The sequence below is a fragment of the Pyrobaculum ferrireducens genome (assembly GCF_000234805.1).
Classification (GTDB): Archaea; Thermoproteota; Thermoprotei; order Thermoproteales; family Thermoproteaceae; genus Pyrobaculum; species Pyrobaculum ferrireducens.
In genome coordinates this window covers 1,413,178-1,432,458 of record NC_016645.1, presented here as the reverse complement: position 1 = coordinate 1,432,458, position 19,281 = coordinate 1,413,178, and the positions used below count along the sequence as shown (strand labels likewise).

Genomic DNA, 19,281 nt, shown 5'->3' with positions numbered 1-19,281 from the left:
GATTTATAACCTGTGTACCTTCAGTCGCAGACAACCTTGAGGATTTCTTGACTCTCTTCGCATCTACACCCCATGCCGGTCAGCAACCCCCGCACAGTCTCCCGGAGCTGGGGATCGTTAATCCTAAAAACTCCGGGGGCAATTCTGTAGACGCCCATCGCCTGGGGCCCCACCCTCGTTAAGACTTCTAGAAACTCCTGCGGGGTGTAGTACGCCTTGAGCAGAGCGCCGGCGTTCAGCCCAACCTCGTAGCCCCCCTTCCCTATTCCCACCGATCTTGCTATTCGACATATGTGAATCATATCTATGGGGTCGACGCCGTGGTCAACGGCGTCTATGACGGCTTTCAAAACTGCGGATATTACGTCAGATGGCTTGCGTCCCATTTTCCGTACCTTTTGTGAAAAAGTATCAGCTAGAGACCTATCTACTGCAAGTCTTGCATATTTGTTAACCATGTACAGAACTGTACAGCAGATATAAAAGTTGTCAACACGTAACCTCTGCGGTGATCGTAGAGTCACCGTAGGAAATCTTCACCACACACCCAAACTGCTTTACAGCCTCCTCGGCGAAGTAGCCCAGGCACTTCACAGAAAAGGACCCCGCCGAGGTGAAGACAATACGCCACGTGTTGCCGCCCCGGCTGAGGGAGAGCCTAGCCACCGGCAACATTGAGAGAAACTGGGTAGCCACAGACATAAACTCGCCGAAGCTCCTGAACTCCCCCGCAACGGTTTTGCCAAACTTAGCTCCTATCTCCCTAAGGAAGGCCTCTACCTCAGGATCTTCGCAAACCCCCCACTTCTTAGCTACCAGCTCTAGGTAGGAGAGGGGGACGGGCACCGCGTCGAACGCCGCGATTTTCTCAGTCAGCTTCCACATCTCTATAGCTCTGGTTGGGGTGATTCCGCGTTTCAAAAGCTCGAGGGCCAGCCTAAGGGAATCCGAGGCCAGCCTCAACACGGAAAAACCCTGAGACTTGGCCACCGTTGACAGCTCCTTAGCTACGTCTCCCTCCACAGGCACTGTAGATCTAGACATAGGCCTTATACGCCTCCTCATCTATTTAATTTTATACGCCTTTTCAAGAATTGAAATAAGTCTGTCAGCCTCTTCAGGTTTTTCAAGCGCCATGTACTTCGTGTAGTTGATAAGTGGGAGAATGCTCTTCTTGACTGCGCTTAGGGCGGCGGTCTTCGCAAGCCCCCCGCCGGCCCTCTCGCCCTCATCCTCGGCGATCTTAACCCAGTAGGACAGTAGCCCAGCCCACCTCTCCTCGACCCAACGCCTCCTTAGAAACAGCTCAAGCGACTGCACCTCCTCTTCCACAATCCTCTCCGCCTTCTCCACCTCTGCAACGCGGCTCTTGTTGTACTCCTCGGCGAGAGATCTCAAATCTTCTAAAGTCACCACGTTGGGGACCCCCGGCGCGGTGTTTCGAGGCATCCCTAAATCAACTATCAAACTTACCCTGGCCCCCTGCGGCAACTGCTTAATCACCGGCTCAAAAGCAGAAACGGCGGTGAAGACCACGTCAAACTCCTTGAGACATCTCTCCACAGACTCCTCAGTCAACGCCCACACCACCACGCCCAGATCCGCTCCTTTATCCACAGTACGGTTTACCGCCACCACATCCCCCGCCCCCATTTCTCTCAAGCTCCTGACTAATCCACGGCCAACCGCGCCTAGACCAATGACGCATATCTTCGCAGTGGAGAGGTCAAGCTTCTTCTGTACATACATAATCGCCAGAGTTCCAAGACTACGTGGCCCTCTGGATATGCCGGTCTCAGTTCTGACGCGCTTCCCCACTCTTATAGCTCTCTCCACCACTGTCTTAAGAAGGCCGCGGGTGTAGCCAGCCTTTACCTGTCTATCAAACGCCTCCTCAACCTGGCCTAGAACATCCGTCTCGCCGATTAGCATAGACTCCAGTCCGGCGGCTACGCGAAAGAGGTGTCTAGCGGCGTCCAGCCCCCTGTATTCAACTAGTCTGCCTATGTACGGCGCGTAGCCCTCTTTTATGAAGCTTATAAACTCCCTTGGCACGTCATATAGATACGCCTCTACTCTGTTACAGGTGTGGAGGACAAAAATTGGATAGGGAGCCTCCACGCACCTCTTGTGAACTCCCCGCGCCACCTCCGACAAGGTATTTACATCTACCTCTTTATGCGTAAGTGAAAGCGCGACAAGGCGGTCTACAAAATTCATATCAACACAGCCGCCAGCATATAAACGCCGAGCAACATCGCGGCGATCCCCACCGCCCTCTCCAGCCTCCTCCCCCCGGCCACGCGTCTGAAGAGACCCTTAATTACCATGTAGCTGGCGGCGGCGAGGCCCACGCCGTAGAGCAGAAGCGATAGAAACAACAACGCGAAGTTGCCGGCGAGTGATGATAGGGCCAGCACAGTGGCGAAGCTTGTATACGGCAGGATACACGGCATCCAGACGCCGCCGAGAGATAAGCCGAGGAGGAAATCCCCCGCGCCGCCGAGTTTTTTAAACGCCGATGTCTGAAGCCGGGACATAGCCACGGCGTATTTAATATTCAACCTATCTACAAGCAACACCAGCCCCATCCCCAGGAGTACCACCCCTCCTATAGCTGTAACCAGAAACTTCGCAGATGACGCCACCTCGCCCAGGGCGGCCACCAAGACGCCGAAAACGGCGTAGGCAACAACTAAACCAGAGAGCACCTTACCTACACTGCGCCGGGCGAAGTGGGAAACCGCCGCGACGCCTAAGACAGGCAGGACACATGGAGAGAATACGCTGGCCACGCCCATCAAAAAAGTAAAGACTAGAGGCCAGATATAGAAATCAGATCCACCTCGGGCCTCTGCGCCTCTCTCTGCCGAGGCCTCTTTTAAAAACTGTATAAAGGCGTCTTTAAGCTTCACTCCGGGAGGCATGTCTGCGCCGGTCCAGAAGCCCAGCATCTTAATCACGTCCCCCTCCCTTACGCCGATCACCACGGTGGGCGTGCCGGGGATTAGAAACCTCCTCTCACCCCTCGTTACGAAGTACTTCACCACGCCGTGGTCGACGTACACAACCTGCCCATCTATATAGACGTCTATGTAATCCACCCGAGACCTAGAGATATCTATAGCGTACAGCTGATATCCCGAAAGCGCGGCGGCCACAGCTCTGTCGGAAAACACCTCTGCCTCAAGCACCCTACACTCCTCACACAGCGGCTGGTAGAAATACAACAAAAACCTACCCTCCACCGCCTTGGGGGAGTCTATCACTTGGAACACTAAAGCGCCCTTCTCCACATAGCTGGCAGAAACAACAGCTACGACAAGCAAGAATATGAAGAGGAGTCTCATACCTTGTCAAGCAACGCCGAAACTATCACACCCATACCCACAACCACTGCGACCATTGCGAGAGAAACCACAAACCCACCCTCTACAACTCTAACAACCAGCGGAAGCGCCAGCACAAGCGACATGGCAGTCGCCGCAGGAGGCGGGAGGCCGCCATATACGGCAAACAACGCGGCCAGCGAGCTGGTGGCAGATAGCAACAACGCCCCCACCGCGGCGGATGGGAGATAGGAGATGTTGATAAATAGACAGGCGAGAGCTGTCGATGCAAGAGCCACCGTCGAGGTGACCACGAGCTTAGAGACGTAGACGCCGACGTGGCCTATGTAGTAGATGAGGCCCTCCAACACTCCTCGGTCCCAATCCCTAATGACGTAGAGATACGCAGCGATTTGAGACATTAAAAGCGCGACGAGGTAAACAGAGGCACCGCCTGCGAAGGACCCCAGCACCCCGGCCGCCACTCCGGCAACTGCAATAAAGACAAGCTCCTCCAGCCTACGGGACGCCGCCTTGAAATCTGCCTTAACTACCTCCCACATACTGAACCTCCTCGATGCCCACCTGCACGCCTACGCCCAGTGGGAATGGAGATGTGAGCAACGCCGCGCTTCTCTGCCTCAGGATGTCAAGAAGCTCCCCCCTCGCCTCCTCGTCTAGGCCTGTGGTGGGCTCGTCGATTACTAAATTAGGCGGATCCGGCAGGAGAGCCCTCACGATGTCCACACGCCTCCTCCAGCCAAATGACAGCGCCTTCACAGGTTTGTTAAGCACTTTACAAACTCCCAGGGGGCACCCCTCCAGTCTCCCACCAGCCATCTTTCCAAACAGCTTTAAATTCTCCCTCACTGTGAGCTCTGGATACAGCATCGGGTTGTGGAAAACCACGCCCAGCAAACTAGCCGGCACCTTAGGCCTCCTCCCGTCTACATAAACCTCCCCCCTGGTGGGCTCCAAAACGCCGGCGATTATCCTGACTAGAGTCGTCTTGCCAGAGCCATTAGGCCCGACAAGCGTCACAACGCTGTTAACTCTAAGAGTCAGCCCCCTCAACACCCAGCCCCCGCCTAGGCGCTTCCACACGTCAACAGCCTCAATCACATCCCCCCACTCGGATATATACTTATAAGTATACACATTTTCAAATACCAATCTCGATAAAAAGATTTCTATAAAACATGTACATAAAATCTAATGTTTAACAACTCAGCTCTTAACCGGCGCATAGTAGGCAGAGTGGCAACCCTTTAGAATGGTGGTTATGTTCAACACCCTTGTACTGGGGTTGTAGAAGCCCTCAACCACAACCTCGTCGCTGAACTGGAAGGAGGGGCCAGCCACCTTCAACACCTCTACATACGGCACAACCGCCGTGATTCTAAAGCCGTCCCTCCCCTCGAGGATTAGGTAGAGGTAGTCCCCAGACTTGCCATACGTCACAAGTTTACCAGAAACCCGCACTTTTCCACCCGAGAAGCGTTCGAGATCAGACACGTCCCTCGGCGTGCCTATATAAAGCGAGGCTATGCCGGCCGCCAGAAACACGGCAATTAAGACCCCGGCCAACACCCACCTCTTCATAGCCTCTCCCTCAGCTTGAGGAGTAAAGCCATGAAAATGAAGTAAAGCGCAGAATTTACAAACGCACTAAAATGCCTCACCAGCTCAACCCTCCCCCCGATCACAGCAACGTAGTTCTTAGGCAACGTGGGGACTCCGCCCACCTCCACGGGGCTGAGAACCTCGCCAGGCGGCACCGGCACAGACCTGCCATTTTCCAAGATAATGGAGGTGGCCGTAACATTCACAACTCTGACAGGGCTGTAAAAAAGCCAGGGGTAGAGCAGCGCCAGCGAAATCAAGACGCCCACTACGTAGATCCATGCGACGTGGCGGGCAGAGCCTAGAAACATTACTGAGAAGAAAAGAGCTATGAGGAGGAGGATGCGTAAGCCCATGTACATCCCCATGGATCCGGCGAGCGTCGTCCCAGGCTTGGGGTGGTAGGCCTGCGCGAGGACGGGCGCTAGGAGAGACACCACAGCTAGGACAAACCCCGCCGCGATAAACGCCTGGCCCAGCTTGACGCTTCTGTCGGGATCCTCGACACCCCTCCTAATCGCCGGGTATATAGAGAATACCAGTGCTAGGACAAGTATAGACATCTGCCTAGGGTCGAGGGCGAGGGGGGAGCCCCAGCTTTCGGCGGCCCATATCGTGCCGCTTATAAATGCGTACCAGCCCAGCAACGCCACTGTATACGCCGAGAAGTCCATCCACTTTACAATCCTCTCGGAGGGCCTCTTCACGGCGCCCCACACTGCGAAGGCGAGGGCTACGACAGCAACTATGTACAGCAGAATAGCCGCAGGCACGTGGACATACACGTTTAAATACGCCGTGGGTGCGCCCAGTTCTGAAATAATCAGCGGAAAAGGCCCCCACCCCACGAGGTAGATCGCAGACAGGACATCCGCCGCGATGAGAATATACAACAGGAATCTCCACCCAGTCACGCAACTACTTCTGAAATCAAGATATAAAACTTATTATACGAAATGTACATTGCTACTACACCCTACGCCTAAGGTAAAACAACCCACCGACCAGCAACGCCAACGCCGCCAAAACCCCAGCCGGGGGCATTACAACCTCCGAGGTCTTCCTAGGCTCAGCACCAGGCTCAATAGAACCTGTGTCTTTATTCAAATCCCAGGGACTGACGCCAAAGCTCCAGCCAATTCTATGAGGATCAGATACCTTGCTGGGGTCTATATTCACAAAGTGGCAGTTGAAACACGCGGCCCAGACCCTCTGAGGCCCCACGCCTACCGGGAGAGTCGATATGTAGTCTTTTAAGTAGGCGTCCCAGAGGCCCACCTCCACGTCCCGGCCAGGGCCAGCCGCCCTCCAGACGTTTGACAGCAGAGCGTATAAGGCGGAGGTTGCCGAAATGTTTAACTGCGTATATACCCGTACAGTCCTCGCAATAGACGGCACGGTCTCCCACCCAGTTCCAGTGCCGACGTAGGTATACACGCCGGCAAGCCACGTCCCGCTGTAGTTGTAGCCGATGTGGACAACGGCGTGGCATTTGCAACCCACCCCGCTGTGGACAGACTGAGCCACTACATTTGAAATCGCCGAGTGGCAGACGCCGCAGTTACTCCACACCGCGTCTGCTCCGTTGACTCTATACCCCAAAATGTTATGCGCCCAAATAGTCCTAGACACAGCTCCCCCACTTGGGGTGGTTATTGTAGTAGTTTGGTTTGTGGGGACGCCGTGGCAAGGCTGGCATGTGTCGGGGTGTTGCACGAAAAGTGTCCGCGGCCCGCCAACAGTTACGCCTTGAGGCGCCGTGTAGACGAAGTGGCAGTTAAAACACACAACCCAGCTACTATTAGCAACAGAGCCGTACCGCCCCACAAAAGAGGGATCAATCCCGGGCACATTCCTGGCTATAGAATCCCCGGGAAGCGGCTTTATTATATCTCTTACATACCAATCCCAGAGCCCTACTACGAGGATACGTGAGGCGGGGGCGTTTTGTATCCAGCCGCTACTATTTAAAGCATACCAAAGTTGCCGTAGATTAGGGGGACAATCCCGAGGACAGTTAGCATAGTCGATCTCCGTATCTCTAAAGTTTGGCGACGGCGTCACGTAAGGAGGTGATGTTGTTGGGTAAAACACTTTGATAAAAAGACTCACATCACCCTGCTTAAAGTGTATTACGGCATGGCATGCACAAAATTTCGCAACACTGGGAAATGATTGATGAACTGTCCCGCTTAAAGTTGGGGCTGAGTGACACGCCGTACACCCCTTGCCATGGCATGTATTACACACACCTTTATCGGAAGTGGGGTTGGGAACTGCAAAGGCCAAGGCGACGAGCAACACAAGTATGGTTACCCACTTCACCTCCTCACAAAGGCCAGTATTATGAGCAAAGCCGCCGCGGCTATGGAGGACGCCCACAGGAGGTTTACGGCGGGCACCTCCTTAACAGTGATATGTAGACCCTCGGTGTATATAGGCGACTGCCTGGGGTCGTATTTATAGGCCAGTGTGAGCACTTCAAGGTAGGCGTTTGTGTAGAGGGTGGGGAAGGTCTCTGGCGAAGCTCTGCCCAGCTGGTCTAGGAAGAATCCGGTGATCAACACCGCGGCGACACGTAGGGCGTCTACAGGCGGCATAGACCTTAGGATGTTGTGTATGTAGTAAATCATAGGCTCTGGGTAGTAGGAAAGCGAGCCCTTAACATAAGGCGTAAATACGACGATGTACACATCTCCCAGGCCTCTGGGAATGGTCACAACCGTCGAGACGAGTCCGTGTACTCCGCTCACCTCTCCGCTGACTTCGTACCTCACAACGGCGTCTACACGCCTCCCGTCTATAGACAGAGTTGCTTTGGAATATGCGCCCGAGGACACGGCCTTGGGGAAGTCTTGGGAAAATACGCGCCCAAACCTCGCGTCGCTTAGCAAGTTGTAGAACGGTAGGTACAGCAGGCCGTATATCGGCGTCCCCGGCCTAAACGCCATGTAGTACAGAGTCAGATTCATGTCTAGCAACATCGGCAACTTCGCCGCGGCGCCCGGCGCGGATATCTGCGCAGACATCGGTATTAAAACAACATATCCACCGCCGCCTTGAGCCACCACGACGCCGGAGATGTTGATCTCGACATTTTCAACTCTAAGTAATGTCGGCTCTACCTCCAGCACAGTCTGGTTTACAATAGAGATGTTGGACTCGCCGTGTATGGAGAGCATCAAGGCGAAGCCGCCCCCCGTATGCGCCACGTACGGGGCAAGCGATGCGTTTCTCAACACAACCTTGGTGGAGTTAACCAGCGTTATCACGACGTCGCCGATGGACAGCGGCGTCTCCACCCCTCTGAATAAGAAGCCCAGCACGGGGCTCCTCTCCACGCGCCTAGCCGCCTCGTCGATCATCGGCTTTATCTGAGACAGAAGGCCCGTGACGGACGCCAGGCCAGCCTGGGCGTAGCTGTAAACAGCGTTGCCGCGGTAAACCGTGTATATATCAAGGCGCTCCTCCATTAAGCCAAGGCTGTAGTTAACCACACTAACCTCGAAGCCCGCCACCTTGGCGGTGGCCTCGGGCGTGATATAGACATCTAGAAAATAGGCCCTATTGTAGGCGAAAGGCAAGCTGTACACCACAGCCACGAAGAAGATCAAAAGGGCTAGGTGCAGTACTCTCGTGAGAGCGGCTGATCTGCCCCCCGCCTTGAATGCTGAGTATGCTATGACTACACCCGCCGGGACTGACCACGCCAACGCCGCGGCGACGGCGACGTTTGTAAGTACATGAGACTTTAGGGAGATTACTAAGACGCCGGCGAGTACTAAGGCGACGGCGAGGCCGCTGGCGGCTAGGCCTGCGGCGAGGTATATTACAAGAAGGCGGCCGCCCCGCTCCAGGTAGATCAGAGGAGCCAGGACAAGTGTTGTGAATACCAAGACGTAGAGCGCCGGGTTGTAGAACCACATTCCGTCGTCCATCTGCGGAGGCGATGTGTTTACGCCAGCCGCCACGCCTATCGCTGGCACCAGCAAAGAGCCGTAGAGAAGGAGGCCAGCGGCGAATATCACAAGAAACGTGACGGTCCTACCCCAGCTGGCCCAGTGTGTAAACTTGGCGGTCAAAACATCGCGGATAAAAGCGAAGAGGAAGAGAAGTGCGGCGGCCAGCAAGAGGTAGCCGCCGGCGCCCGGCGAGGCGAAGCCGTGTAGAGGGCTCATGCCAGTCCTAGTCACGAAGAGGGCTAGGAAGACGCCGCTCGCTGCTAAGAGGTAGGAGGCGCGCCTCAATTGGCCCAGCGACGAAGGCACGTGGAGCGATGCGGTGGCCGCTACAAATACCATCAGCTGGGCCGTCTCCACCGGATCCCAGGCCCAGTACCCGCCCCATCCAAAAGTTACGTAGCTCCAGTAGCCCCCAACTACAAGCCCTGCAAAGAGAGAGGCCAGCGCCACATACATTAACCTTTTTAACTTCTGCGACTCAGCCGCCGCCAGCGACAGCGATGTAACCAAGACGCCGGCGTATCCCAAAAAGACAAGAGGCGGGTGGACCGCCACCCAGAAGCTTTTCAACAAGGGGTTCAGCCCCCCGCCTATAGTAGCTTCGCTCAAGGTGTCAAAGGTGCCGTAGAGAAAGACGCTGGCGCCCACGACTAGGAGCACCGCGGTGGCCGCCGAAAGCCCAACCCGGGGAGCCGAGGCAAGGTGGGCGGCCAAGATGTACAGCCCTATGAAAAATGTGAACAGCAGGAGGCTCGATCCCGTGCTGGCCCAAGACGCCGCGAGCCTCAGCCACCAAGGCATCCCGAGATTTGTATTCCTCGCCACCTCCGCCAGTGAGAAATCTTGGGCGAGGAATGAGTAAGTGTACAAAGCCCAAGATGCCGTAAGCGCCGCAGTTGCGGCTATTAACAACCACCGGGACCAACGCGGCGCCTTGATAAGCGATGTTAAATAGGCTAGATACATAAGGAGAGATGTTATAAACACGGCACCTGTGAAATGCATGTATTGTAGATACATCTCTCTATTTATGTCTATGTATAACTAGTGTACAGTTGTTTTAAACCGCTCCACAAAAGTTATCAACCACTGCGAGAGACGCCACGCAACCCACGGAGACAGCAACACACAGAACCACAGCAACCCGTAGAGCAAGACACCGCGAGCCACAGTCACCACCAGCTCAAGAGATAGCCGCAACCCGCCGCACCCAACGCCTAGCTCGGAGCCCAGCGTACACATGAGATAAGACCTGTAGACGTCGTCAAGTACGTAAATCCTGATGATGTATATATCGGGAAATATGTAGAAGACGCCTTGGTAGACAGAGCCCTCCATATCTACAAAATCCACCTCTATAGGCGCCTTGAAGCCCGTGCGAAAAACTTCAACATATACATACCCCCTACCGACGCCGTCGACTACGCCGAAGGCACCACCAGAGAGCTTGGCGAAGCCCCCTTTGTAAGAGGCCAGGGTTCCGTCGGGGGCCACCACGACGGGCCCAAGCTTGAGGCTGGCTGTTGCCGCCGGCGTATATATCAACGGCGAGATGTAGATCAAGACAAGCCCGGTGACCACGGCCGCCGTCGCGTAGACCAACGCCCTGGATCTCCCCAAGGAAAACGCCAAGACAACGTACAGAGGAATAACCGATGTAAAGAGCCATGAAAGGAGAGGAGGTACAAAGTATAGACCAAGGAGGTATATCCCCAAGGCGACTAAGACACCCCCCACGAACCCCCTGGGGGATCTTATCAGAGACACCAACAGCGCCGACATCGCGAGGAATGGCAACGTGTATAGATTTGTATAGAAGGAGTCGGGCGATTTCGTAAACAGTACAAACAGCCCCCAAGCCAGGCCCCCGGCGGCGGAGATAATCAACGCCGCTACATCTCTACATGGTGTAAAACCTCCCCCGTCTTGGAAGACCAGGGGGATTAGGGAGAAAACTAGCAAAGGGGCGAAGTGCCAGCTCCCCACTAGCGGCACCTCGCCAAAAAGCAGAACTACTGTCTGTAGAACTAGCGAGGAGGTTCCTATTAAATAGGCCGGCCTCCCCCCGCCAAGCCTCCAAGCCACCCACGCCACCATAGCTAAATAGGCGAAGTAGGGAGCAAAGACCTTTAGAGGATCTCCAGCCGCCACGTAGCCGATAGAGCTTACGGCGACGCCCCCCGCGATCGGCACGTAGGCGTGTTGCCAAATGGCAATCGCTGTGACGTAGAGCGCAACCGCAAGCAACGCTAAGTGTTGCAAAGGCCCCGGCACCCCTCCCATCTCCCAGACAGCGGCTAACAAGACGCCGTACGTCACCAGGAACCACCAATGACGCCGGGCAATAAAGACGAGGCCCACGGCATATATCGCAACGGCTAATAGAGGAAAAGAGGGAAATACGACGCTGGCAACTAGGAGAAATAATAGAAATACTAAATTCAACATGAAAGGAAAAAATATGTTTTATTATTATAACCTCCTCCTAATAGCTACGAAAGCTCCCCCTAGCAACGTGGCTGTGGCTAGCAGAGCCACCAGGGCTAGGTTGGGCGCCGCGCCTCCGGACGCCGCCACAGTTGGCATCGAAATCTCGTGCGGATTGGTTAGGGAGTTGAGAACGTCGGAGGGTATTCCTATCTTCCACACGCCGCCGATGTTCATAACCTTAGCGGTGCCCGTCTGGCCCTCGTACACGAAGTGGCAGTTGAAACACGCCGCGACGGCTACGTTACTCGCCACAGGTAAGTAGTAGGGAGCCCGGCTGTATGGAGCATAGGGCACCACTAGGATGAAGGAACCCTCATGTATGTCGAACGCGCCCATGATTATCGTCTCTCCGTTAGGCGCCTCCTCAGTCAATGGGTGAGTTCTCACGGTGGAGTTCCTTAACACCCCGCCGTAGGCAGTGCCGTATTCATAGCGGAATATCGGTGTAGTTGTTAACAGGGAGAAGAAGTCCACGTAGCCGAAGGAGGCCCTCATCCTCTGGGCAATCACAGTACCATTGGGGTACTCGACATAGCTCACATTAAGCCACTTGACATAGACGTAGCCACTCGAATTTAGGACGTCCTGTAACGATGTCGGTACGTAGGTGTCGTATTTGAATTGATAAGTGCCGCCGGGCGTCCCCTTGAAGCATATGTAGGTGTTATTGAATTTGACAGCAGGCGGCTTTGCGCCGAAGTAGCCGGGGTTACTAGATAGGACCGGTACATAGAAGTATATACATGCAGTGTAGCCGTCAACCGAGTCGCCGTAGCCCACGTGAGCAACTGCGTGACAGGCACAGCCATATGCGTTATACAAGTTAGAATGTACGTTGTTTTGAAGGAGGGAATTGTGAATAGCTACGTGGCAGTTTACACACTTCTTCCATACAACTTGCCCCGTCAGGACCTGGTGGCTCCAGACACATTCCTGTTGTGATGGATCGCACTGGCCTGCGGGCGGCGACGACGTGAGGCCGCTCAACGCGGGGCTATTCGCTGTAGAGGTGGAATCGGAGTGGCACTGGATACAGTTGGTTGGGTGGTTGAAGCCGTATGGCGGGCCGTACAGAGTCTGCGCGTAGGCGACTGCTACAAGTAGTAGCGCCGCAGTAATTATCGCTAATTTGGTATTAGGCATGTGTGAGAGTTTTTGGGTATCTTTTAAGTTTTTCTATAACTAATTTGCTTTTTATATTATTTGTTTCCTTAAGTTATATTTAGTGTACATCTAGTATTAACGCCGCCTGCTGAGGTGATGCAGTACTTTGACTATAAACACCAGGAGGAGTAGCCCCAGCGCGGTGATTTCTACTGGCATCTCCCCGGGTGGCTGTGGAGGGGGGGCCGGCGCTTGGTAGTTAACGTATCTCAGCATTCGGTGTGGGGCGCCGTCGCCGGCTACGGCTAGCTTCTCAGCTATGATACATGCGTGAATTTTTGCCATGTACAAGATCTTTGTGTCGTTAAGGCCGGCGGCTTCTGCAAGGGCGGCGGCCTCGGCGGCATATATAGATTTAACCGGCGCCGCTACGTGGGCGACGGCGTCTAGATAGTGCATATACTTCACCCCGGTGGTGTTGGGGAACCCGGGGTGTATGGCGAAGTAGGCGAGGAGGGAGGCGAGGGCCTCGATGTAGTAGCCCAGCGCGGCCTCGCCGCGGCCCTCTTGTTGCGCCGCGAGTGCCCTCAGGAGGTTGAGTTTCGCGCCGCCTTCTAGGAGCTGGGGCGAGGTTACGCCGGTGGCTCTGCTGTATACATCGCCGTACTCAACCGCTGTCTGTACGTAGCGGCCTATTTTCGCCAGCGTCTTGTTGAGATCCAGCCCGGTGGTTGGCTCTCTGGATAGCAGAATTGCCTTCCATAGGTAGTAGGCGGCTTGGCTGTACCAGTAAGAAGCCTCGGCGGCGTATGTGACGTCTCCTGTCAGCATATACGACGTCAGTGACCTCTCCGCCGTTGATTTAGCCATCTCTGCCGTGTGGATGTAGGCGTGGGCCACGGCGGCGTCGCATATGTTATCGGCTCCTACAGCCGGCCTCAAAGCCTCTGTTATGTTTCGCAACGTGGCGAGGTATATCTCAGCCACGGCACGTCCCCTCTCAAAATCTGTGACGAATAGCACATAAAAGTAGGGTGTCAAGACCTCAGCCAACGCCCTGGGGAGCGCCTCGGTAGATGCCGCAGTTATGTTTCTAGAGATTTCTACATATGCAAGCGCCTTGCCTATGCCCGCGGCGAGGGCGTCGTGGTACCTGGGTTGCTGCGCCGCTAGTCTCTTGGCTTTCTTCACTGCCCTATTTACCTCGTTTATCAACGCGTCGATTTTGTACTGGGGGGCGGTTGCGTTGGTTCTCGTAAGTACCTCTCTTAGCCTCTCGATATTGGCAGTGGCGTTGTAACGCCCAGTTGTAGCCGCGGCGGCTTGGTATACGTTGCCCACCTCAATGGCAGTTATGTTCCTGATCTGTATGGGAGTGATCTCCAACACGGGCACTAAGGAGCCGTACACCCCTATCAGCCTCGGCTTCTCCACCATTTTAAATTCTAGGTGTTGCAACGCCGGGTAGACGAAGAGTTTAAAGCCGTATCTCGCGGCGCCTTCGGCCTTCTGCTCAACTCCGCCTACGAAGTCTACGACGCCGCCTGGCGCCACGGTTCCCGTATACACAACGCTGGAGTTTACTGGTGACCCGGTGATGGTGCTGTAGGTTGCTATGTATACCGCTAGGGATAGGCTCGGCCCCGCCAGCGATCTTGAAGCGTTTATCGGAGCTATGTAGACTGTGTAGTTATAAGAGAAGGGATCGGCGCCGGCCGAAATTGCGGCCTCCCAGCAGGCAAATACCGTGGAGTACCAGAGGGAGTCGTCGTAGTAGTAGAGGCCTTCAATATTTACGTAGCCCGAACCCCTCGACACATTGACAGATACCTCGACGGGGATCCCGCGGTCTTGGTACAGCGCTATGCCAAAGGCGGCGGCTAGGACATGTGGCGCGGCGAGTAGCAACAACGCGTGTATCACCTGGCGTGGCATCTCCCGCAGTCTAGGAACTGGATGGGCTGGAAGGGCTCGGCGCGTGGGCCGTGGCAACCTATGCAGGTGACCCCCCTGCCGATGCCTAGCTGGCAGTCCGGGCCTATAGGGACGTACCACTTGCCCCAGGGGCTGTGGCACTCGAGGCAGACGTCGTAGCGGCCCGTGTCTACCTGGGCCCAGGCGTAGGCGTGGAACTCCATGTGACTAGCTAATATCTTGTTTATATCGTGGCAGATCTGGCAGTTGGCGCTTAGGGCTTGTGGGTTGTGTGGGTTGTGGCAGATTGTGCAGTCGGCGAGTTTCTGTACCAGGGCGGTGTGCGTCTTGTGGATATTTGGCGGGTTTAACTGTTGCGAGTGGCAACTTACGCATTGGCTCAGCATCGTGGCGCTGTATCTTTGGGCTATCTGCTGGGGGGTGGGGTTCTCAACCACTTGTACATAAAGCCACCGGGGGAAGTCGATACTGTGGCACCACGCGCAGGCCACGGCTCCGTGTGGGGTTTTAGATATGTCGGCGACGAAGGGGGCCATGTTATGGCAGGTGGCGCATATGCTTGAACTACCTGGGTCGTATCTTACATATAGCCACATCCCTACGCCGGCGGCAAGGGCCACCGCCAGTAGCAACACAGCCAGTGTCTTGGGGGTGAAGAACTTCTTAAAGGACAGGAGGGAGAGCCTCATACTTACCTGCGGCGCTTGAAGACAAGCAAGGCGGCTGCCGCGGCTGTGGCAAGCGCCGCGGCTACTACGCGATCCCAGTCAGCTGGTGGCGATAGCGTTCTCTGGCTCCAACGGGGCGTTAGGAGGTAAGCCCTGCCTGAGAGCAACTGGAAGGTGGCTATGTTGTCGCCGTAGATATAAACGGTAAGCGAGCCGCCGCTTGGGGCTGGGATTAGCCACCTCAACCTAACTGTACCGTTGAGATAGGCGCTGTAAATCCCGGGGTTTGTGGAGTTTAGTAAAACACCTCGGGGCATTGGCAACAACACTCCCGATTTATTGACATACGCGGCGATGTAGAGCATGGAGGGGTACAGCGGATCTCTCGGCCTCACCGTGGCGTTTACCTCAACATAGGCGGCGACGGCGCCTCCCTCCAGCGGTATGTCGACGCTGATCAGCGGTTGCGGTTGCTTAATTCCTATTTGGTAAAATTTGGCCCTGGGCTCCGGCCACGACTTGACAACCTCCCCGGCGCCTAGCTGAATAGGCGGGACGGGTATCGACCCTGTCTTAACTACGCCGGGGCCGGAGTAGGTTATTGTGAAGTTGCCGCTTAGGTACCCCTCTCTTTCTGGAATAACGTAGATATGGAGCAGGTTTGGCTTTTTGACCACAGCATAGGCGTATAGAAGCCTCGGGGTGACGTTGCCCTGGTATATATAAAGCCCTTCGGGGGCTACTGTGTCGTTGAGGAGGATCTCCATGAAGTAGAAGGGAGGTATGTAAGTGGCGTTAATCACGATGCCAGTTATCTGCCTCTGCGACGTTGTGGGTTGAGTTATGTTGACGGGTCCTATGGTGTCAAGCGGCTTTAAGAAATAGCGGTTCTGGGGACCATAGATCTCTATTGTCATGTTTTTAACAACTCCGTAGAGGCCCTCGCGGCCCGGTAGAATAAATTCGCCTCCTGTACTTAAATCCCTAGCCAGAGTCCTGTTGTCGATGGTTATGTATAGGTTTACTTTTATATATTTAGAGAGGTAGAAGTACGTAGGTTGGTATGAAATACGCAGTGCTCTAGAGGAGTTGAAGCAGTCCCATGAAATTATTTTCAAGACTCCCACGTCGCCGCCGTATTTGCCCCTTATATCGTACTCTAACCAATTACAGCGGTCTACCAACCTGGTGTCGATGGTGAACACAACGGCTCTCCACTCTGGCGTGAATTCAAGCTTTATTCCAGCCTCTGCGGCGAGCTTGGCGACGTCTATGTGAAATGATGCTACGTATCTGCCGTCCCGTGTTAAAACTACTAGGTAGATGTACAGCTTCGCTATTTTTGTGACTTCTCCTTGGCAGATATCCATCGAGATCTGAGAAAAGGAAAGGGTTACCGCATCTATCGGCTTCTGTAGTAAATAGACCACGCTTTTATTCATCTTAGCTGAGCACCACAGCTCGTAATTAACGACGGCGGTGGTGAAGACGTCTCCTCCGTAGAGCTGGGAAAGTTTTGTATTATTCACCTCCACCGTCAGTATTAAGTCTGTGGTTACGGTCAAGGTAGTCCTGTTCTCGATCTTAACTACTGCTCCAGGTGCCGCCGCTATGCTGAGGGCGTAGCCTAACGCCGCCAATAGGTACACGATGTATACGACCCTTGTCATAAAGGCTCAGGTATTCCTACGTACACTACCATGGTTCTTAGCGCCAAAGCGCCGAACAGGCCGGCTACGCAACCGGCGTATATGAGTACGGGGCTGTGGTAAAATCTCGATACAGCGGCTAGGGCTAGCGGCGTCAGAATCCCCAGGCCGATCACTACTCCCCAGAAGACCGGCGCCACTTCGCCCCACATCACTGCGTAGGCGCTCTCCCTCGCTGCTATAGACGGGGAGTTCAGCGCTGTGTAGAGATAGAGAAAGATGAAGAGAATTTCGCCTAGCTCAGCCACCACGCCGTATTTCTCAGTTGTGTGGACTATGTGCTCGTGATCTAGGTGGTACATTCTTATGAACGCCAGGGCGCCCGCGGTGGCGGAGAAAATCCATATTACTGGGATCGCCGGGATTCCCCACAGCGTGATGTTCCAAAAGGGCACTGCCTTTGCCTCTGAAATTAAGAAGCCGCTGTACAGCGTCACCACCACCCCCACCACCATACATAGGTAGTAAAACCACTTCTGGGCGAGGAAGAAACCAGCCAACTTGTCCAATATAGTAAGGATTGGGCTAAGAGGCTTGGTGATGCGCTGTGGGAGAATTACCCTGATCCTTTCGAGTAGGTGGGGCACCGCCCATATAGCTACTAGAAGGAGCGCCACTATTAACATAACTATGCCAAGGGCCATCCATGAGAATCTTAGGGTTATCTCCCCCCTCAGAACCGGCAGTAGGAAGTTATACCTCAGAGTGATGAAGGAGTTGAGCATTGAGAACATCATAACTGTCGGAGGCCTTGTGAGGTCGGCCATCACTAGTAACAACGCCAATATGATGAACCCAAGGAAAAGATAGCTCAATACCTCGTACCTCAACTCGTACCTTTTCAGCCTCAGAAACGACGTGGTGGCCATGCCTATGCCTACCAGACCTGCGAAGAAGAGGAAGGGGCCGATGAGGAACGCGTCCCAGTACTCCTGGAACATTACTCCTCCACTATATAGAACCTTGGCTTTGTATTTTTCTCTGGCAAGAGGACGTACACCGCCTTGGCGCTGGCTAGGCGGCGTGATATTGACGAGTTGGGGTCGTTTAAGTCGCCGAAATCCCGCGCCCCCACTGGACAGAAGGCTACGCATGCCGGGGGCTTCCCCTCCATTACCCTTTGAAAACACCAGTGGCATTTTGAAGGTAGCCCATCTCCATTTATCCACCTGGCGTCGTAGGGACACGAGGCTAGGCAGTATTTACACCCGACGCACAGGTTGTAGTCTATTATGACAACGCCGCCGTGTTTTTTATCTATGTAAGACGCCCCCGTGGGGCAGTTGTAGACACAGGGCGGGTCTTCACAGTGCTGGCACTGCGTAAAGACGAATTTGGGAGCCCTGCCGTGACTTACCTCTACAATTCTTGTATTTGCTTGCGGCCACCCCCATGTTGTGTTTGGAGTTTTGTCACGTCCATAATTCACGGCGTTGCACGCGGCGACACACGCCCCACAAAAGATACACTTAGTCGCGCTCCACAAAAGGGCGTATTTCTTCGCGCCGCCAGTCCCCCCCGGCTTCTCCACTGGCTGTAACTTTATAGACTTTGCCTTAGCAGTAGGCAGAGTGGCGAGGAGGGCCAGCGCAGGCGTCTTAAGAAAAGTCCGCCTATTCATGACCCCCCTCCTTCTTCTCCCTTATCCTGTTTTGACGCCAGGCCACAAGGGCTGCGATGGAGAGAGCTATGACAGCCCCCTCTATTCCTAGGTAGCTCACCGGCGGGGGCGCGCCGCGCTTCGTGGGGAATGAGAGTATATTTTTAATTTTCTCGGCATCTTTCCTCCTCGCAACGTCGCCTAGAAATGCCTCAAAAGCCTCTTGGTCACTATATACGTATACCCAATGTGTGAGCTCTATGCCGTATGTACACCGCCCCTTTGCCTCCTCTTCCCTAGCCGCTTTGTAGATGTCTTCTATCTTGCCGAATTTAAGCGCGCCGACGGGGCAGGCCTCCACGCACGCCGGCGGCTTTCCTTGCGCTATCCTATCTAGGCAGAGGTCGCATTTCTTGTACCTCCTGTCTAGGCCTTGTCTCGGTACGCCGTAGCAACACACCTCGGCGCATCTCCCACAGCCAATGCACCTATCTTGTTGTATAACCACGGCGCCATAGTCAGTGACTATGTGGGCATCTACGGGACACACCAATGCGCATACCGCTGAATAGCAGTGAAAACAGCGGTGGAGGAAGGGGACGCCTCTGTACTCCCTTAGGGAGAGCCATGTAGTCGCCGTGAGGGACGACGGCTGGAAGCTTTTAGACTTGGCTTCGTAGACTGTTCCGTTCCTCTCTTTACATGCCAATACGCACCTTCCACATTTTGTACATTTATCTACATCATAAAGTACACCGAAGTCTCGCGACGGCCATTTGACAGGTTTTAAGGTAGACACGATTAGAGTATCCGTGTAACTTATTTAAAGATGTTTATACATCTTGTTCACGATAGATGTCT

General features: G+C 54.5%; 18 protein-coding genes. All 18 read right to left on the bottom strand.

The features are described 5' to 3' along the window. Positions 1 to 20 precede the first annotated feature (20 nt). The 18 genes from P186_RS07910 to P186_RS07825 all read right to left on the bottom strand — a co-directional run bounded on the left by P186_RS07910 (position 21) and on the right by P186_RS07825 (position 19,219). Positions 21 to 458: a hypothetical protein gene (locus tag P186_RS07910; RefSeq protein WP_014288931.1), complete on the bottom strand. Its 438-nt coding sequence runs from the start codon at positions 456 to 458 to the stop codon at positions 21 to 23. 31 nt (positions 459 to 489) lie between these two features. Then, the gene (locus P186_RS07905; RefSeq protein ID WP_014288930.1) at positions 490 to 1,065 is read right to left on the bottom strand and encodes a hypothetical protein; all 576 of its coding nucleotides are present in this window, start codon (positions 1,063 to 1,065) and stop codon (positions 490 to 492) included. Continuing rightward, positions 1,066 to 2,220 carry a glutamyl-tRNA reductase gene (locus P186_RS07900; protein ID WP_014288929.1) on the bottom strand — a complete coding sequence of 385 codons (1,155 nt, stop codon included), beginning with the start codon at positions 2,218 to 2,220 and terminating at the stop codon, positions 1,066 to 1,068. Further along, positions 2,217 to 3,350, bottom strand: coding sequence for a cytochrome c biogenesis protein CcdA (locus tag P186_RS07895; protein WP_014288928.1), 1,134 nt, complete (start codon positions 3,348 to 3,350; stop codon positions 2,217 to 2,219). Before P186_RS07895 ends, P186_RS07900 begins: the two co-directional genes overlap by 4 nt. After that, a complete protein-coding gene (locus P186_RS07890) occupies positions 3,347 to 3,892 on the bottom strand; it encodes a hypothetical protein (RefSeq protein WP_014288927.1) in 546 nt (181 codons plus the stop codon). The genes P186_RS07895 and P186_RS07890 overlap by 4 nt, the downstream gene beginning before the upstream one ends. After that, on the bottom strand, positions 3,876 to 4,487 hold the full coding sequence (locus P186_RS07885) for an ATP-binding cassette domain-containing protein (protein ID WP_237179373.1): 612 nt from the start codon (positions 4,485 to 4,487) through the stop codon (positions 3,876 to 3,878). Before P186_RS07885 ends, P186_RS07890 begins: the two co-directional genes overlap by 17 nt. Positions 4,488 to 4,556: 69 nt before the next feature. Next, positions 4,557 to 4,931: a hypothetical protein gene (locus tag P186_RS07880; RefSeq protein WP_014288925.1), complete on the bottom strand. Its 375-nt coding sequence runs from the start codon at positions 4,929 to 4,931 to the stop codon at positions 4,557 to 4,559. Continuing rightward, entirely contained in the window at positions 4,928 to 5,866 is a 939-nt protein-coding gene (ccsA, locus tag P186_RS07875; RefSeq protein ID WP_014288924.1) for a cytochrome c biogenesis protein CcsA, read from the bottom strand. Before ccsA (P186_RS07875) ends, P186_RS07880 begins: the two co-directional genes overlap by 4 nt. 55 nt (positions 5,867 to 5,921) lie before the next feature. Beyond that, the gene (locus tag P186_RS07870; protein WP_148682859.1) at positions 5,922 to 6,584 is read right to left on the bottom strand and encodes a hypothetical protein; all 663 of its coding nucleotides are present in this window, start codon (positions 6,582 to 6,584) and stop codon (positions 5,922 to 5,924) included. A gap of 689 nt (positions 6,585 to 7,273) precedes the next feature. Then, on the bottom strand, positions 7,274 to 9,919 hold the full coding sequence (gene ccsA / locus P186_RS07865; protein ID WP_148682858.1) for a cytochrome c biogenesis protein CcsA: 2,646 nt from the start codon (positions 9,917 to 9,919) through the stop codon (positions 7,274 to 7,276). A 39-nt stretch (positions 9,920 to 9,958) separates the two neighbouring features. Further along, positions 9,959 to 11,362 (bottom strand): hypothetical protein, encoded by a 1,404-nt coding sequence (locus tag P186_RS07860; RefSeq protein ID WP_014288921.1) that lies wholly within the window; start codon positions 11,360 to 11,362, stop codon positions 9,959 to 9,961. Between the two features lie 24 nt (positions 11,363 to 11,386). Beyond that, entirely contained in the window at positions 11,387 to 12,547 is a 1,161-nt protein-coding gene (locus tag P186_RS07855; protein WP_148682857.1) for a hypothetical protein, read from the bottom strand. Between the two features lie 96 nt (positions 12,548 to 12,643). Then, positions 12,644 to 14,443 (bottom strand): S16 family serine protease, encoded by a 1,800-nt coding sequence (locus P186_RS07850; RefSeq protein ID WP_148682856.1) that lies wholly within the window; start codon positions 14,441 to 14,443, stop codon positions 12,644 to 12,646. Beyond that, on the bottom strand, positions 14,428 to 15,132 hold the full coding sequence (locus tag P186_RS07845) for a hypothetical protein (RefSeq protein ID WP_014288916.1): 705 nt from the start codon (positions 15,130 to 15,132) through the stop codon (positions 14,428 to 14,430). Before P186_RS07845 ends, P186_RS07850 begins: the two co-directional genes overlap by 16 nt. Positions 15,133 to 15,134: 2 nt before the next feature. Beyond that, positions 15,135 to 16,781 carry a hypothetical protein gene (locus tag P186_RS07840; protein WP_014288915.1) on the bottom strand — a complete coding sequence of 549 codons (1,647 nt, stop codon included), beginning with the start codon at positions 16,779 to 16,781 and terminating at the stop codon, positions 15,135 to 15,137. Then, complete coding sequence (gene nrfD, locus P186_RS07835; protein ID WP_014288914.1) at positions 16,778 to 17,761, bottom strand: NrfD/PsrC family molybdoenzyme membrane anchor subunit; 984 nt, start codon at positions 17,759 to 17,761, stop codon at positions 16,778 to 16,780. Before nrfD ends, P186_RS07840 begins: the two co-directional genes overlap by 4 nt. After that, positions 17,761 to 18,441 (bottom strand): 4Fe-4S dicluster domain-containing protein, encoded by a 681-nt coding sequence (locus P186_RS07830; protein ID WP_014288913.1) that lies wholly within the window; start codon positions 18,439 to 18,441, stop codon positions 17,761 to 17,763. Before P186_RS07830 ends, nrfD begins: the two co-directional genes overlap by 1 nt. Continuing rightward, positions 18,434 to 19,219 (bottom strand): 4Fe-4S dicluster domain-containing protein, encoded by a 786-nt coding sequence (locus P186_RS07825; protein ID WP_148682855.1) that lies wholly within the window; start codon positions 19,217 to 19,219, stop codon positions 18,434 to 18,436. The genes P186_RS07830 and P186_RS07825 overlap by 8 nt, the downstream gene beginning before the upstream one ends. Between the last annotated feature and the right edge of the window lie 62 nt (positions 19,220 to 19,281).